This is a genomic window from Pseudomonas fluorescens (genome assembly GCF_902497895.1).
GTDB lineage: Bacteria > Pseudomonadota > Gammaproteobacteria > Pseudomonadales > Pseudomonadaceae > Aquipseudomonas > Aquipseudomonas fluorescens_BP.
In genome coordinates, this window is the sequence record NZ_CABVHQ010000047.1 from 17,236 (window position 1) to 33,412 (window position 16,177).

The window sequence follows — 16,177 nt, forward strand, 5'->3', positions numbered from 1 at the left end:
AGGGCCATGGTAGCGCATCCCACTGGCAAGACAAGCCATAGGCTTTACGGTATATAGACTGGCTACTATGTATGCACACGGAACTTAGCCTTGCTGGAGCTACACATGCCGTTACGACCGCTCGTTTTGCTCAGCCTTTTCAGCCTGCTGGTCGCGTGCAGCAGCGCACCCAAGCCTGCGCCACCGGTACCGGGGCCCGCGCCGGAGCAGGCGCAGAAGAAAGCCCGGGCGTCGGCCGATCTCGGCCCGCTGCCGGCCTATCAACGGGAGTTGAGCGGCAGCCTGCAAGGGGTGCCGGCCGACGCTGAGGTTGAACTCGCGCTGCTGGTGATCGACGAGCGCGGCCGGCCACAACAATTGCTCGCCAGCTCCAGCCTGATCGGCAACAACCAGGTGCTGGCGTTCCGCCTGCGTTTCAATCCGGAATCCTTTCCGGTCGGGGCTCGCGTCGAATTGCGTGGCCGCGCCAGCCAGTCCGGGCAGCTGATTCTGCACTTGCCGACGCAACGTATCAGCCAACCGACCACCCAGGCCCTGGGCCAGCTGCAATTTGTCAAAGCCCCATGAATGCACCGCTCGACCTGCAACAGGCGCTGGGCGAACTGCTCGGTGACGCGAAACTTGTTTCCTGTCCGTTGCCCGAAACCGAGCTTCGGCTCTGGCTAATCGATGCCGAAAACATGGATCGCGCCTTCACCCCGGATGAAACCCGGCGAATCCTGCATGAACCGCCTTACTGGGGTTTCTGCTGGGCCAGCGGCCTGGCCTTGGCCCGTTATCTGGCCGAACGCCCGCAGTGGGTCGAAGGTAAACGGGTGCTGGATTTCGGTGCCGGCTCGGGCGTTGCCGGCATTGCCGCGGCCAAGGCCGGGGCGCTGGAGGTGGTGGCCTGTGATCTCGACCCACTGGCCATTGCCGCCTGTCGGGCGAATGCTGAGCTCAACGATGTACAACTGAGCTACTCGACAGATTTTTTCGCCGAGGCGGATCGTTTTGATCTGATCCTGGTAGCTGACGTGCTCTACGACCGCGCCAACCTGCCATTACTCGATGAGTTCTTGAGTCGTGGACGGGAGGCATTGGTGGCGGATTCGCGGGTGCGGGATTTCCGGCATCCGCTGTATCAGCGACTGGAAATGCTCGAAGCCTTGACCTTGCCGGATCTGGCCGAGCCGCAAGAGTTTCGGCATGTGAGCCTGTACCACGCGCGGCGTGGCTGAAACAGCCAAAAGATCGCAGCCTGCGGCAGCTCCTACGCCGACCGCGATCTTTTTCGGTATCCGCGTGTAAACCCGATCCGCAAGCTGCGATCTTTTGCGCCAGCCCTTGTAGGAGCTGCCGAAGGCTGCGATCTTTTGCGTTAGCCCCTGTAGGAGCTGCCGCAGGCTGCGATCTTTTGCGCCAGCCCTTATAGTGACTGAATTCACGCTCCCAAGAGATCCCCCATGAGTCAGGACACGCCGTATATCTTCGACGCCAACACTGCCGATTTCGATCAGTCGGTGATCGAGAACTCTTTCCACAAACCGGTGCTGGTGGACTTCTGGGCCGAATGGTGTGCGCCGTGCAAGGCGCTGATGCCGATGCTGCAGCAGATTGCCGAGAGCTATCAGGGCGAGTTGCTGCTGGCCAAGGTCAATTGCGACGCCGAGCCGGACATCGTTACCCGCTTCGGCATTCGCAGCCTGCCGACCGTGGTGCTGTTCAAGGACGGCCAACCGGTCGACGGCTTTGCCGGTGCGCAACCGGAGTCCGCGGTCCGGGCACTGCTCGAGCCCCATGTACAGATGCCGCCGCCAGTAGCTGCCGATCCCTTCGAGCAGGCACAGGCACTGTTCAGCGAAGGTCGTTTCGCTGACGCCGAAGCGGCGCTCAAAGCCCTGTTGAGCGAAGACAACAGCAACGCCAAGGCGCTGATTCTCTACGCCCGCTGCCTGGCCGAACGGGGCGAGCTGAGCGAAGCCCAGACCGTGCTCGACTCAGTCCAGGGCGACGAACACAAAGCCGCTTTGGCCGGGGCCAAGGCACAGCTGAAATTTCTCGGTCAAGCCGCTGACTTGCCGGATGTCGCCGATCTGAAAACCCGCCTGGGACAAAACCCGCTGGACGATGAAGCGGTCTACCAACTGGCCGTCCAGCAACTGGCTCGCCAGCAATACGACGCGGCACTGGACGGGCTGCTCAAGCTGTTCATCCGCAATCGAAGCTACAGCGAAGGCCTGCCGCACAAGACCTTGCTGCAAGTGTTCGACCTGCTGGGCAACGATCATCCACTGGTGACCACGTACCGCCGCAAGCTGTTCGCTGCCTTGTATTGAGTGCAGCCGAAAAGATCGTCCGAACGCGGCCCGAACCTTCGGCAGCTCCTACTCCGTCCGCGTGTAAACCGGATCCTGTAGGAGCTGCCGCAGGCTGCGATCTTTTGATTTCCAGGCAATTCAACCGCCGCAAAAACAAGATCAAAAGATCGCAGGCTGCGCCAGCTCCTACGCTGGTTCGTGCCAGCTGTAAATCGGCGTATCCCCGCCGCTCACCACCTTGACCTCGGCACAATGGCGCAAACGCACCAGCAAGCGTTTGCCGGCCGCGGCGCTGCCGGTCAGAGCCTCCATCTGCTCAAGCAGGTCCGGCCCACTCATTTGCCCGGCCTTGCGCAGCAGGTTCTTGGCGGTCTGCCACAGTGCTTCGTCCTGATTCGCCGGTCTGGCCGCAGGCGGAGCACCCTCAGGCTTGGCTGCCTGCAACTGCGCGCCCAGCTGCGCCCAATCACCTTCATCGAGCTCCAGGGTCAAGTCCACCGGCCATTCGCCGATATTTCCACGAATCCGCAACATAGGTTTTCCCTCAAGTATCTGATGAGCATGCTCCCACGCGACTTGCATAACGCCAAGCAGGCGGTCAAACTCTTGCCGATATTGTTATAAGATCACATAACAAAATCTTCATCTTCTGTCCCGGAGACCTGCCATGCGCCGTCTGCTACTCGCCTTGCCGTTTGCCCTGTTGCCGCTGGCTGTCGCCCATGGCGCCGAGGTCCATGAGCATGAACATGAACATGAACATGGCAGCCTCGGCGCCCACGAACATGGCGTCGGCCGATTGAATGCAGCGCTGGACGGTCAGACCCTGGAACTGCAACTGGAAAGCCCGGCGATGAACCTGGTGGGCTTCGAACATGTGGCCACTTCGGATGCCGACAAGGCCAAAGTCGCCGCCACCCGTGCGCAACTGGAAAAACCCCTGACGCTGTTCAACCTGCCGAAGGCCGCCGGGTGCGTGGTAGCCAGTCAGGAACTGCAAAGCCCGTTGTTCGGCGACAAGCCGGATGCCGATGACGACCACAACGAAGATGCCAAGGACTCCGACGGCCATAAGCAGCACCATGACCACAGCGAAATCCACGCCCATTACCAATTCACCTGCGCCACACCTGATGCGCTGAAGAATCTGGATCTGGCGAACATCTTCAACACCTTCCCGGCGACCCAGGAAATTCAGGTACAACTGATCAGCCCCAGTGGGCAGCAAGGGGTTGAAGTGACAGCCAAGGCTGCGGCACTGAAATTCTGATTCCACCCCAATCCCAATGTGGGAGCGGGCTTGCTCCGGGCGGCGATCCGACGATAGCGATCCAACAGTCGACATCTAAGTTGAATGTGATGGCCTCTTCGCGAGCAAGCCCCCTCCCACAGGTACTAAACATCCATGAAATCGGCTCAATGACCCAAGCACTTATCGAACTGTCCGACCTGGGCTTCAGTTGGCCAGGACACCCGCAGTTGCTGGACATCCCGACGTTTCGCCTGGAACCCGGTGAAACGCTGTTCCTCAAAGGTCCCAGCGGCAGCGGCAAGACCACCCTGCTCGGCCTGCTCGGCGGGGTGCAAAAGCCCGATCGCGGCAGCATTCGCCTGCTTGGCCAGGAGTTGACTGAACTCTCGGCCGGTGCCCGCGACCACTTTCGGGTCGATCACACCGGTTATATTTTCCAGCAGTTCAACCTGCTGCCGTTTCTCTCGGTGCGCGAGAACGTCGAGTTGCCCTGCCACTTCTCGAAACTGCGCACCAGCCGAGCGATCCAGCGCCACGGCAGTGTCGATCAGGCCGCCGCCACGCTGCTCGCCCACCTGGGTCTGAAAGATCCGGCACTGCTCGGCCGACGTGCGGATTCGTTGTCCATCGGCCAGCAACAACGGGTTGCCGCGGCCCGGGCGTTGATCGGCCAGCCGGAACTGGTGATCGCCGACGAGCCGACTTCAGCCCTGGACTACGACGCCCGCGAGGCGTTTATCCGGTTGTTGTTCGCCGAATGCCGCGAGGCCGGGGCTAGCCTGCTGTTTGTCAGCCACGATCAAAGCCTGGCGCCGTTGTTCGATCGCAATCTGTCGCTGGCCGAACTCAATCGCGCCGCCACGCCGTTCGAGGTTTGAAATGTATTTGTTTCGTCTAGCCATGGCCAGCCTGGCTAATCGCCGCTTCACCGCGATCCTCACTGCGTTCGCCATCGCCTTGTCAGTGTGCCTGTTGCTGGCGGTCGAACGCGTGCGCAGCGAAGCCCGCGCCAGTTTTGCCAGCACTATCAGCGGCACTGACCTGATCGTCGGTGCCCGTTCCGGCTCGGTCAACCTGCTGCTGTACTCGGTGTTCCGTATCGGCAACGCCACCAACAATATCCGTTGGGACAGCTTCGAACATTTTGCCAACAACCCAAAGGTGAAGTGGGCGATCCCGATGTCCCTCGGCGACTCCCATCGTGGTTACCGGGTGATGGGCACCACCGACGCCTACTTCCAGCACTACCAATACGGTCGTCAACAAAGCCTGCAACTGGCCAGCGGCCGCGCCTTCGCCAGCGACCCCTTCGAAGTGGTACTCGGTGCCGAGGTGGCTGATGCGTTGCATTACAAACTCGGCGACAAACTGGTGCTGGCTCACGGTGTGGCGGTGATCAGCCTGGTCAAGCATGACGACAAACCGTTCACCGTGGTCGGCATTCTCAAGCGCACCGGCACCCCGGTGGACCGCACGTTGCACATCAGCCTCGGCGGCATGGAAGCCATCCACATCGACTGGCAGAACGGTGCGCCGGCCCGGGGCAATGGTCGCATCAGCGCCGATCAGGCACGCAACATGGACCTGACGCCGCAAGCCATCACTGCGTTCATGCTCGGCCTCAACAACAAGATTTCGACCTTTGCCGTGCAGCGTGAGATCAATGAGTTCCGTGGCGAGCCGCTGCTGGCGATCCTCCCGGGCGTGGCCCTGCAGGAGCTCTGGAGCCTGATGGGCACAGCTGAAAAAGCCCTGTTTGTGATTTCCTTGTTCGTGGTGCTGACCGGATTGATCGGCATGCTCACGGCGATTCTCACCAGCCTTAACGAGCGCCGCCGAGAAATGGCGATCCTGCGTTCGGTCGGCGCCCGGCCGTGGCACATCGCAACCTTGCTGGTGCTGGAGGCCTTTGCCCTGGCGCTGTCCGGCGTGATTGCCGGGCTCGGCCTGTTGTACCTGAGCATTGCCGTGGCGCAAGGTTATGTGCAGTCGACTTACGGTTTGTACCTGCCCCTGGCCTGGCCGAGCGAATATGAGTGGACGCTGCTTGGCGGTATCCTGCTCGCCGCGTTGCTGATGGGCAGCGTGCCGGCCTGGCGCGCTTATCGGCAATCGTTGGCCGATGGCCTGTCCATTCGTCTATGAGCATCTGTTTATGAGGAACGCTGACATGCCCCGCGCCCTGCTTGCGCTGTTATTGCTGGTCGCCATGCCGTCATGGGCCGAACCGATCGACCTGACCTGGTTGGAAATGATCCCGCCGGATGCCACACCGGAAGTCCCGAACATGACGCCGCTGCACGACCTGTCAAAGCTCGGCGACGCCCTGGCCGCCGAGGCTGCACCGGCGGCCAAACAGGACATGCCCAACGCACCGGTGGTGAAAAGCCTCGATGGCAAGGAAATCAGACTGCCCGGCTATATCGTGCCCCTGGAAGTCAGCGAAGAAGGCCGCACCACGGAGTTTCTGCTGGTTCCGTATTTCGGCGCCTGCATTCATGTGCCGCCACCGCCGTCGAACCAGATCGTCCACGTCAAAAGCGATGTCGGGGTGAAACTCGACGAGCTGTATCAGCCGTACTGGATCGAAGGAGCACTGCAGGTCAAGGCCTCTACCAGCGAACTGGCGGATGCGGGGTATCAGATGGATGCCGAGAAGATTTACGTGTACGAATTGCCGGAGTAAGACCGACCGTTATGCGTCGCCCGCGGTCACGCCAAGATCGCAGCCTGCGGCAGCTCCTACAGGGCGCGCGTACACCCATGAGTCGGCGGTTGTACTCAATCGGCGTAGGAGCTGGCGCAGGCTGCGATCTTTTTTGGCCATCACCGTTTCATTGAGCTGAGTCAAAGCCCCGTTCTTGATGCTCTCTACCATTGGACGCAGATAACTTGAATCGTCCTTCGGAGCCTCCATGCACAAGTCTTTGCTTAGCGCTTCCCTGTTTGCCCTCGCGCTCGCAGCCCCGCTCGCTCACGCTTACCAGTCCGGTGACTTCATCGCCCGTGCCGGTGCCATTACCACCGCGCCTAACGAAGACAGTGGTGAACTGAAGCTCGACGGTGCAAAAATTTCAGGTACCAAAGCGACCCTGACCAGCGATACCCAGTTGGGTCTGACATTCGCCTACATGATCACCGACCACGTCGGCCTCGAACTGCTGGCGGCCACACCCTTTGAGCACGAAGTCGGCGTCAAAGGCCTTGGCCCGGCGCTGGACGGCAAGCTTGCCGACGTCAAGCAACTACCCCCGACCTTGTCGTTGCAGTACTACCCGCTGGACGCTTCGTCCAAGTTCCAGCCCTATGTCGGCGTCGGTGTCAACTACACCCTGTTCTTCGATGAAGAACTGACCAGCCAGCGTAAAAACGAAGGTTTCAGCAACCTGAAACTGAAGGATTCGGTGGGGATCTCCGGACAATTGGGCTTCGACTACCTGCTCACCGAGCACGTGCTGGTCAATGCTTCGGTCTGGTACGTCGATATCGACACCGAAGCCAGCGTTGACGGCCCGACTGCCCTGGGTGTCGGCCGCACCAAGGTCGACGTTGATGTCGATCCATGGGTCTACATGGTAGGTATCGGTTACAAGTTCTGATTCAACTTCACCACAAAAGCTGCACAATTCCTGTGGGAGCGAGCTTGCTCCGGGCGGCGATCCGACGATAGCGGCCTGACAGTCACATCAATGTTGAATGTAATGCCCTCATCGCGAGCAAGCTCGCTCCCACACTGAATCTAATTCAGACCAGATAAAAAAGGCGCCTCAACCGGGCGCCTTTTTCATGTTTTCAATAAAGCTTCAACGCCCCAGCAACCGCGCCAGCCCGACACTCATCGGGGTCTGCTGCGGAAATATGAAACGTTGCAGCAGCCGTTGATTGTTCGCCCGCGAGTGACGGATATCACCGGAACGCGCCGGACCATAGGTCACCGGCGGCAACTCCCCCACCACTTCGGCCAGAGCTGCGAGCAGTTGCTTGAGCGTGGTCGCCTGGTTCAACCCGACATTGATCGCGCCCGCTTCCACCTGCGGCGCTTCAATGGCTTGCACCAGTACGTCCACCAGGTCTTCGACATACACGAAATCGCGAGTCTGCTCACCGTCACCGAACACCGTGATCGGCAGTCCTTTTTGCGCCCGCTCGCTGAAAATGCTGATCACCCCGGAATAGGGTGATGATGGATCCTGACGCGGACCGAAGATGTTGAAGAAACGGAACACCACCGGCTCCAGCCCGTGCTGACGGCGGTAGAAGTCGAGGTAGTATTCACTCGCCAGTTTGTCCGAGGCGTAAGGTGTCAACGGTGCCTTGGGCGTGTCTTCGTCGATCGACGCACCCTCGCCATTGTTGCCATAGACCGCCGCACTCGAGGCGAACAGCACGCGTTTGACCCCGGCCTGACGCATCGCTTCGCAGACATTCAGGGTGCCAATGAAGTTGCTCTGATGAGTGCGCACCGGGTCATCCACCGAGGCCTGCACCGAAGCCACGGCCGCGAGATGTGCGACCGCCTGGCAACCGAGCATGGCCCGCGCCACCAGAGCGGCATCGGCGACATCGCCTTCAATGAGTTCGACCCGAGGGTTGTCCAGCGCCAGGTTGCTGCGTTTGCCGGTGGATAAATCATCGAGGATCCGCACCGAATACCCCTTGGCGAGCAAGGCGTCGACCAGGTGCGAACCAATAAATCCGGCACCGCCGGTGATCAAAACAGGACCGTCAGCCATGGCGATAAAACCTATCCAGTAAGCCCGGGAGTGCCGCACGCCAGGCGCGGGGCTTGATCCCGAAAGTGTGGAGAATCTTCTTGCAAGCCAACACCGCGTGCTGTGGCTCTTCGCCAGCATCCGGGCGCGCGGCATGGGCTTGTGCAGTCGGCGATTCAATCGCTAGCGAGTGTAGCTGACGCGCCTCGGTCAGGATCGCCTGACCCAATGCCAGCGGCGTGGTCGCCTCCTGCCCGGCATAGTGGTAGGTGCCCCACAGCGGTGCCGAGCAATCCAGTTGCTTGAGCACCGAGATAATCACTCGCGCCGCATCATCCACCGGCGTCGGGTTGCCCCGCCGGTCATCGGCCATCAGTAATTCTTCAGGCTGTTCAGCACGCGCGAGGAAACGCCCGAGGGTTCCGTCGGCGCTGTCATCGAGCAGCCAGCCAAATCGCAACAAGACATGTTGTGGACAGGTCGCACGGACACTCTGCTCCATCCGCCATAAGGCCTGGCCACGCGATCCCAGGGGTACCGGTTCGTCTTTTTCGCTATAGGCCGTGGCTCGCGAACCATCGAACACCCGGTAGCTGGAAGGCTGCATCAGGACAATGTTGTGATGCTTGCACAGTTCGGCAAGGCGCTCGATCGCCCGTTCCTGGCCGGCCAGACGCGCCTCGGGGACCGACTCCGCCTGAAACCAGTCGAAGTAGTACGCAAGGTTGATCAAGGCATCCGGCCGGGTGTCGTCGAGCAGTTGCGTCAGGCTCGCGGCATCCCAGCCGGCTTCTGGCGGACGGGGGGCGAGGAAACCGATATCTTCCTCCGCACCGAGGCGAATCAGCGCCTGCCCAAGGGCATTTCCGCCGCCCAGTAACATAAGGCGCATTCGCATAAAGTCAGCAGGCCCAGTCTGTGTAGAACGATGGTTTTTATCACAAAGCCTTGGGGCCTTGCCGTTGATAACTACCTGAATCGTTGCATTTTGCGGGTTTCCAGCGCAACCGTCACTTATAAAGTGCTGCAGAGTACCCAGGCGTAGCAGCTGCCGAAGGCTGGGTTCGGCCGCGAAGCGGTCGTAGAACATGCCATTGTGATCTGTCAGGTTGAACGAGTTAGTCCAATTACGACTGCTGCGCAGCCGAACGCAGCCTTCGGCAGCTGCTACGGGACTCTAGCCATGGGTTGCAAGTTCTGCCCATCGGCCGCATAAATCTCTGCATGAATCTTCCCGAATCAGCGGACAACGCCCTGACGGGCTTTCACCCCGCCGTCAGCGCCTGGTTCAACGCGACTTTCCCATCGGTCACCGCCGCCCAGGCCCGGGCGTGGCCGTTGATCCGCCAGCGCCGCTCAACCCTGGTCGCCGCGCCCACCGGCTCGGGGAAGACCCTGACCGCGTTTCTCGCGGTGCTGGATGAGCTGGTCCATCGCGGGCTGGAGCACGGCGGCCAACTGCCGGACGAGACCCTGGTGGTCTACGTCTCGCCGCTCAAGGCGCTGTCCAACGACATTCAGATCAACCTGCAGAACCCGCTGGCGGGGATTACCGAGCAATTGCGGCGCATGGGTTTGCCTCAATTGCAGATCAACACCGCAGTGCGTACCGGCGACACCCCGCAAAAAGACCGCACGGCAATGCGCAAAAGTGCGCCGCATATTCTGGTGACAACCCCTGAATCACTCTACGTATTACTCGGATCGGACTCCGGCCGACGCATGCTCGGCAGCGTGCGAACACTAATCGTCGACGAAATTCACGCTATCGCTGGCAGCAAGCGCGGCAGTCATCTGGCGTTGAGCCTGGAGCGTTTGCAGGCGCTGTGTGGCGAACCCTTGATGCGGATCGGCCTGTCGGCCACGCAAAAACCCCTCGAAGCGGTGTCGCGCTTTCTGGTGGGACGCGAGCGTCCTTGCGAGATTGTCGACATCGGCCACGCCCGCCCACGGGATCTGGCCATTGAGGTGCCGCCGGTGCCGTTGTCGGCGGTGATGGCCAATGACGTCTGGGAATTGGTGTATGACCGCCTCGCCGCCCTCGCCCGCGAACACCGGACTACGCTGGTTTTCGTCAACACCCGGCGTCTGGCCGAACGCCTGAGCCGGCATTTGAGCGAGCGTCTCGGCCAACAGGCGGTGGCCGCCCACCATGGCAGCCTGGCCAAGGAATTGCGCCTGGACGCCGAACAACGGCTCAAGCGCGGCGACTTGCAAGTGCTGATCGCCACCGCGTCGCTGGAACTGGGCATCGATATCGGCGATGTCGACCTGGTCTGTCAGATCGGTTCGCCGCGTTCGATCGCCGCTTTCCTGCAGCGGGTCGGCCGCTCCGGGCACCAGGTCGGCGGCACCCCCAAGGGACGTTTGTTCGCCACCACCCGCGATGACCTGATCGAATGCGCAGCCCTGCTCGACTGCGTGCGTCGCGGCGAACTCGACACTCTATTGATTCCCACTGCACCACTGGATGTTCTGGCTCAGCAAATCGTCGCCGAGGTCAGCTGCCAGGAATGGCAGGAGCAGCCGTTGTTGGAGCTGATCCGCCGCGCCTGGCCCTATGTCGATCTTGATGAAGAGCATTACCAGGCCATCTTGCGGATGCTCGCCGAGGGCTACAACGGTCGGCAGGGTGTCCGCAGCGCCTACCTGCATCGCGACGCGCTGACCCGCACCCTGCGTGGCCGACGAGGCAGCAAGCTGACCGCCGTAACCAGCGGCGGAACTATCCCGGACAACGCTGACTACAGCGTCCTGCTGGAGCCCCAGAGCCTGAATATCGGCAGCGTCAATGAGGACTTCGCCGTTGAAAGCATCGCCGGCGATATTTTCCAGCTGGGCAATACCTCGTACCGGATCCTGCGGGTCGAACCCGGCAAGGTTCGGGTCGAAGACGCTCAGGGACAACCGCCGACCATCCCCTTCTGGCTCGGCGAAGCGCCGGGACGCAGTGCGGAGCTGTCGTTCGCCGTAGCGCGCTTGCACGCGGGCCTCGATGAATTGCTCAGCGCCACGCCCGGCGAGCTGCAGACCAGCCTCGACTGGTTGACCGACAGCCTCGGCCTGGATGTCGCCAGCGCCGAGCAGCTGGTGGAATACCTCGCGCGTGCACGTACGACCCTGGGTGCCTTGCCGTCCCGGGACACGCTGATCATGGAGCGGTTTTTCGATGAGTCCGGCGGCACTCAGCTGATCATCCACAGCCCGTTCGGCAGCCGGATCAATCGCGCCTGGGGCCTGGCGCTGCGCAAGCGTTTTTGCCGCACCTTCAATTTCGAGTTGCAGGCCGCCGCCAGCGAGGACGCTATCGTGTTGTCGCTGTCGACCAGCCACAGCTTTGAGCTGGAGGAGGTCTGGCGCTACCTCAACAGCAACAGCGCCGAGCACATCCTGACTCAAGCCGTGCTCGAGGCGCCGCTGTTCGGCGTGCGCTGGCGCTGGAATGCCGGCGTCGCGCTAGCCCTGCCCCGCTACAGCGGCGGACGCAAAGTCCCGCCGCAGGTCCAGCGGATGAAAAGCGAAGACCTGATCGCCAGCGTGTTTCCCGATCAGATCGCCTGCCTGGAAAATCTCGCAGGGGAACGGGAAATTCCCGAGCATCCGCTGGTGGAACAAACTCTCGACGATTGCTTGCACGAGGCGATGGACAGCGAAGGCTGGCTCACCTTGCTGCGACGGATCGAGAACGACGAAGTCCGGCTGATCAGCCGCGACCTGCCGGCCCCCTCACCCCTGGCCGCGGAGATTTTGAGCGCGCGGCCCTACACCTTTCTCGATGACGCACCGCTGGAGGAACGGCGCACCCAAGCCGTGCTCAACCGGCGCTGGAGTGACCCGCAATCGACCGATGATCTGGGCGCGCTGGATACCGAGGCGATTCAAGCGGTGCGCGACGAAGCCTGGCCGGCGCCCACGGGTGTCGATGAAATGCACGAAGCGCTGATGAGCCTGGCGTGCATGACTGATGCCGAGGCGCAAGCCAATGAGCAGTGGCTGACCTGGCTGCAGGCCTTGGCCGACACTGGCCGCGCCAGTCGTTTGCAGATCAATCCCGGGCAGTGGTTATGGCTGGCGCTGGAGCGCCTGACACTGCTGCAGGCACTTTACTCCGAGGCCACGTTGCTCCCCGAGTTACAGGCCTTGCCCGGCTTCGATGAAACCTGGGATGTCGATGAAGCACTGGTGGAAGTGCTCCGCGCCCGTCTCAGCGCTTTCGGGCCGTTGCCGTTAAGCGAGATCGCCGAACCACTGGCGCTGCCGCCGGCCCGCATCACTCAGGCCCTGGCGCAACTGGAAGCTGAAGGCTACGTGCTGCGCGGACACTTCAGCCCCGGCGTCACCCTGGGACAATGGTGCGAGCGACATTTGCTCGCGCGCATTCATCGCTACACCGTCAGACGCCTGCGCCGGGAGATCGAGCCGGTGGCGCTGCAGGATTTCATGCGCTTTCTGTTCGATTGGCAGCATGTTTCGAGTGCGACACAAGGCCAGGGCAGCGCCTTTTTGCCAGAAATCGTCAGCCAGTTCGAAGGCTATCCGGCGGCGGCCGCGGCCTGGGACAGCGATATTCTGCCGGTGCGCCTCAAAGGCTATAGCGCCAGTTGGCTGGATGACCTGTGCCGCAGCGGCAAACTGGTCTGGAGCCGTTTGACCGCGCACAACAAACCGGCGAGTGCGGCGTTGCGCAGTACCCCTATCGTGTTGCTGCCGCGTAGCCAGGTGGCGCTCTGGAGCAGTTTGACCGAGCAGACCGACAGCAGCGAGTTGTCGCCAAAAACCCAAAAAGTCCACCAGGCCCTGAGCCAACATGGCGCGTTGTTTTTCGACGAACTGCTGCACGAAGCCCATCTGCTGCGCAGCGAACTGGAAAGCGCATTGCAGGAACTGGTGGGCGCCGGGCTGGTGAATGCCGACAGCTTCGCCGGGCTGCGCGCCCTGATTACCCCAGCGAGCAAACGTCAGGCCCACAGCGGTAGGCGTGGACGCGGGGCGTTTATCGGCGGCATGGACGATGCCGGGCGCTGGGCCCTGTTGCGCCGCCTGACGCCCCCTAAGGTGAGCGAAGTCACTCGTCCTGGACAAACGCCGGCGGCAACCCTGGAGCATGTCGCAATGACCTTGCTGCGGCGTTATGGCGTGGTGTTCTGGCGTCTGCTGGAGCGCGAGGCAGACTGGCTGCCCAGTTGGCGCGAACTGCTGCGCACCTTCCATCGACTGGAGGCCAGAGGCGAGATTCGCGGTGGACGTTTCGTCAGTGGCCTGGCGGGCGAACAGTTCGCGTTGCCAGAGGCGATTCCTCTATTGCGTGAAGTGCGTCGGCGGCCCCATGACGGCAGCCTGATCGGAGTCTGCGGTGTCGATCCATTGAACCTCGCGGGCACACTGCTGCCGGGCAACAAGGTTCCGGCGCTGGCCAGCAATCGACTGGTATACCGCGACGGCTTGCCTGCCGCCGCCGAAATCGCCGGCAAGCAGCATTACTGGCTGGAACTGGATCAGCAGGCCAGTGCCGAATTGCGCAACAAACTGATCCAGCATCGCACCTGAAAACAACATCAACCCTTGTGGGCTTGCGCTACGGACTGAAAACAACATCAAACCTTGTGGGAGCGAGCTTGCTCGCGATGGACGTTAACGATAACGCGTGTTGCCTGAATAAACGCGCCGCCCTTGAGCCCATCGCGAGCAAGCTCGCTCCTACTGCGTACTCGGCCGATCCGGCAACAACAGCAAATGACTGTCCGCCGGCGGCCCCTCATCCTCAGGCTCATCCACCTGGCCACCGCGAACAGGCAGCAAAACCTGCTGTGGATAAGTTTGCGCGAAATGCACCCAAGGGCTGTTATCCACAAGCTTTTTCAGGCGCTGGTTGAATGCCCGGTTCACCACATATTGCCCACCCGACACCGTGCGGAACTGTGCGGTCAGCACCACCCCGTTGAGGTCCATCTTGTCCACGCCGAACACTTCCAGCGGACCTTGCAGGTTGTATTTGAGGAATGGATCTTCACTGATTGAACGCCCGGCCTCGTGGATCAGTTCAATGGCCTTGTCGACATCGGTATCGTAGTTGAACTGCACCGAGAAGAACGCATAGGCGAATTGCCGCGACTGATTGGTGACCGCCTTGATCTGGCCAAACGGCACCGAATGCACGAAGCCCTTGCCATCACGCAGACGCAGGGTGCGAATGGTCAGGCCCTCGACCGTGCCGGCGTGGCCGGAATCGAGCACCACCCAATCGCCAATCGACAGCGTGTCTTCGATGATGATGAACAGCCCGGTGATCACGTCCTGGACCAATTGCTGCGAACCGAAACCGATCGCCAGCCCGACCACCCCGGCACCGGCCAGCAGTGGCGCAACGTTTATCCCCAGGTTGGCCATGGTGGTGATCGCACAGATCACCACCAGAATGATTTTGATCGCGTTGCGCAGCAGCGGCAGGATGGTTTTCACCCGAGTACTGGGCTGGCGCGCCGAGCGCTTGCTGACCGGTGGCTTCAAGGCCTCCTGAATCGCCGTATCGAGTACCACCCACAACAGCCAGGTCACCAGCAAAATCAGCCCGATACTGCTCAACGAGTCACTGATGGCCCGGCCCATCGAATTGCGCTCAGCGAACTCGAACAATGACACACCCCAGATCCGCCCCAGCACTTCGATGAATGCGACGGCCAGAACAATCCTCAGCAGCGCATGCAACAGGCTGAGGAATCGTTCCCTGTACGCGCTGATTCGCTGAACAGTCAAGGCACTGCGAGGCTTGAACAGATGCTGGAGCAAGGTGCTCAAGAACACCATGGCGATCAGCAGCACGGTGGTCATCAACGCACAGCGCAGCGCCTTCTGGCTGTCTTCACCGGCGCCGATCACGTTGATTGCCGAGACCAGCACCATCAGCAGGATCGGCCAGTACCAGAGCCCGGAAAAAATCCGTAGTGACTCCTGCAACGCTGGCTGCTTCACGCGTTGGGACAGCGATCGATTGCGAATCAGATGGGCGACCGGGCGGCGCAGACGGATCACCAGCAAACCGAAGATTATCGACGCGAAAAAACCGGTGAACACCGCGACGCTGCTGGTGATATTGCCGCCCACCTGGCGGGCGATCTGCGGGCTGGTCAGGGCATCGCTCAGCGCGGCGAAAAAGCCTATCAGGAACAGCGGCAGCGCCGAATAGCCACGGATAATACGCACGGCCGGGCGCTTGTGTCCGACGTTGAACATCACGATCAGACACAGCAACGCCGAGGTCGAGAAAATACCGCTGCTGGTGGCGTAGGCAAAACACAACGCCAGCGCCTTGCCGATCGAGGCTTGCAGAAAGTGGCTGACGAACAGCGTCAGAGGCACGCAGATGACGGCCGGCAAGGTGTACGGCAGCAGATAGCGGAGCAGCGCCCGACTGCGCGCGCGGGTATTGAGCCATCGATGCTGGTTGAGGCGCTTGGCGAGCACGCCGCCGAGCAGGCTGAGAAGCGCAAAAGCGCCGCCCCACACACTGGACAACAGCAGGAAATCACCGATCAGGCTCCAGGTCGAACGCGACGAGGGCTGGTTGACCAGCCGATCCACCTCACTCACGGCGCGATCGGCGCGCAGACGCCAGGCGTCCACCAGGTCTTCATTGAGGTCGAGTTGGTCCTGGACTTCATCAATGCTTGAACTGATTGCCCCGAGCAACCCGCCCTCGACCAGCAGTTCCGGTTTTTCCGGTGGTGGGGCAACGGTCGAGGTCGTTGCCGCCGTCATTTCGCCACTGCCGAAGATCAGCAGCGTTCCAAGCAGTAACGCGGTCCTGAGTTTGAACAAAATGCAGGGCTCCTTCAGCAGAATGGGTAAAGAACTGATCGGGAAAAGCCCGACAAGTTCGCCTTCGCGATGCCCATGCCCGAAAAATCCCGACCATC

13 protein-coding genes are annotated in these 16,177 nt (G+C 61.3%); 9 read left to right on the top strand and 4 right to left on the bottom strand.

Going from position 1 to position 16,177, the window contains the following annotated elements; all coding sequences use genetic code 11:
• The first annotated feature begins 105 nt into the window (after nt 1–105).
• From F8N21_RS21245 to trxA, 3 genes are all read left to right on the top strand, one after another.
• Nucleotides 106–567, top strand: a complete 462-nt coding sequence (locus tag F8N21_RS21245; RefSeq protein WP_150643974.1) for a hypothetical protein — start codon at nt 106–108, stop codon at nt 565–567.
• Nucleotides 564–1,220, top strand: coding sequence for a class I SAM-dependent methyltransferase (locus F8N21_RS21250; protein WP_150643975.1), 657 nt, complete (start codon nt 564–566; stop codon nt 1,218–1,220). Before F8N21_RS21245 ends, F8N21_RS21250 begins: the two co-directional genes overlap by 4 nt.
• Before the next feature lie 225 nt (nt 1,221–1,445).
• Complete coding sequence (gene trxA, locus F8N21_RS21255) at nt 1,446–2,318, top strand: thioredoxin (RefSeq protein ID WP_150643976.1); 873 nt, start codon at nt 1,446–1,448, stop codon at nt 2,316–2,318.
• Between the two features lie 168 nt (nt 2,319–2,486).
• On the opposite strand, the gene F8N21_RS21260 is transcribed toward trxA, so the two are convergent.
• A complete protein-coding gene (locus tag F8N21_RS21260) occupies nt 2,487–2,834 on the bottom strand; it encodes a hypothetical protein (RefSeq protein WP_150643977.1) in 348 nt (115 codons plus the stop codon).
• A 133-nt stretch (nt 2,835–2,967) separates the two neighbouring features.
• Here F8N21_RS21260 and F8N21_RS21265 point away from each other — a divergent pair, with 133 nt between their 5' ends.
• The 5 genes from F8N21_RS21265 (at nt 2,968) to F8N21_RS21285 (ending at nt 7,151) form a co-directional block, all read left to right on the top strand.
• A complete protein-coding gene (locus F8N21_RS21265; protein ID WP_150643978.1) occupies nt 2,968–3,570 on the top strand; it encodes a DUF2796 domain-containing protein in 603 nt (200 codons plus the stop codon).
• A 149-nt stretch (nt 3,571–3,719) separates the two neighbouring features.
• Complete coding sequence (locus tag F8N21_RS21270; RefSeq protein WP_150643979.1) at nt 3,720–4,430, top strand: ABC transporter ATP-binding protein; 711 nt, start codon at nt 3,720–3,722, stop codon at nt 4,428–4,430.
• 1 nt (nt 4,431) lies between these two features.
• Nucleotides 4,432–5,697, top strand: coding sequence for an ABC transporter permease (locus F8N21_RS21275; protein WP_150643980.1), 1,266 nt, complete (start codon nt 4,432–4,434; stop codon nt 5,695–5,697).
• A gap of 25 nt (nt 5,698–5,722) precedes the next feature.
• The gene (locus tag F8N21_RS21280) at nt 5,723–6,238 is read left to right on the top strand and encodes a DUF3299 domain-containing protein (protein ID WP_150643981.1); all 516 of its coding nucleotides are present in this window, start codon (nt 5,723–5,725) and stop codon (nt 6,236–6,238) included.
• A gap of 229 nt (nt 6,239–6,467) precedes the next feature.
• Nucleotides 6,468–7,151 carry an OmpW/AlkL family protein gene (locus tag F8N21_RS21285; protein ID WP_150643982.1) on the top strand — a complete coding sequence of 228 codons (684 nt, stop codon included), beginning with the start codon at nt 6,468–6,470 and terminating at the stop codon, nt 7,149–7,151.
• A gap of 204 nt (nt 7,152–7,355) precedes the next feature.
• On the opposite strand, the gene F8N21_RS21290 is transcribed toward F8N21_RS21285, so the two are convergent.
• Together F8N21_RS21290 and F8N21_RS21295 are read right to left on the bottom strand one after the other, a co-directional pair.
• Nucleotides 7,356–8,285 (bottom strand): NAD-dependent epimerase/dehydratase family protein, encoded by a 930-nt coding sequence (locus tag F8N21_RS21290; RefSeq protein ID WP_150643983.1) that lies wholly within the window; start codon nt 8,283–8,285, stop codon nt 7,356–7,358.
• A complete protein-coding gene (locus F8N21_RS21295; protein ID WP_150643984.1) occupies nt 8,278–9,162 on the bottom strand; it encodes a sugar nucleotide-binding protein in 885 nt (294 codons plus the stop codon). Before F8N21_RS21295 ends, F8N21_RS21290 begins: the two co-directional genes overlap by 8 nt.
• A gap of 326 nt (nt 9,163–9,488) precedes the next feature.
• Here F8N21_RS21295 and F8N21_RS21300 point away from each other — a divergent pair, with 326 nt between their 5' ends.
• The gene (locus F8N21_RS21300; RefSeq protein WP_150643985.1) at nt 9,489–13,811 is read left to right on the top strand and encodes a DEAD/DEAH box helicase; all 4,323 of its coding nucleotides are present in this window, start codon (nt 9,489–9,491) and stop codon (nt 13,809–13,811) included.
• 150 nt (nt 13,812–13,961) lie between these two features.
• Here the strand turns inward: F8N21_RS21300 and F8N21_RS21305 are convergent, their stop codons facing one another.
• Complete coding sequence (locus F8N21_RS21305; protein ID WP_412071659.1) at nt 13,962–16,019, bottom strand: mechanosensitive ion channel family protein; 2,058 nt, start codon at nt 16,017–16,019, stop codon at nt 13,962–13,964.
• Nucleotides 16,020–16,177: the final 158 nt, after the last annotated feature.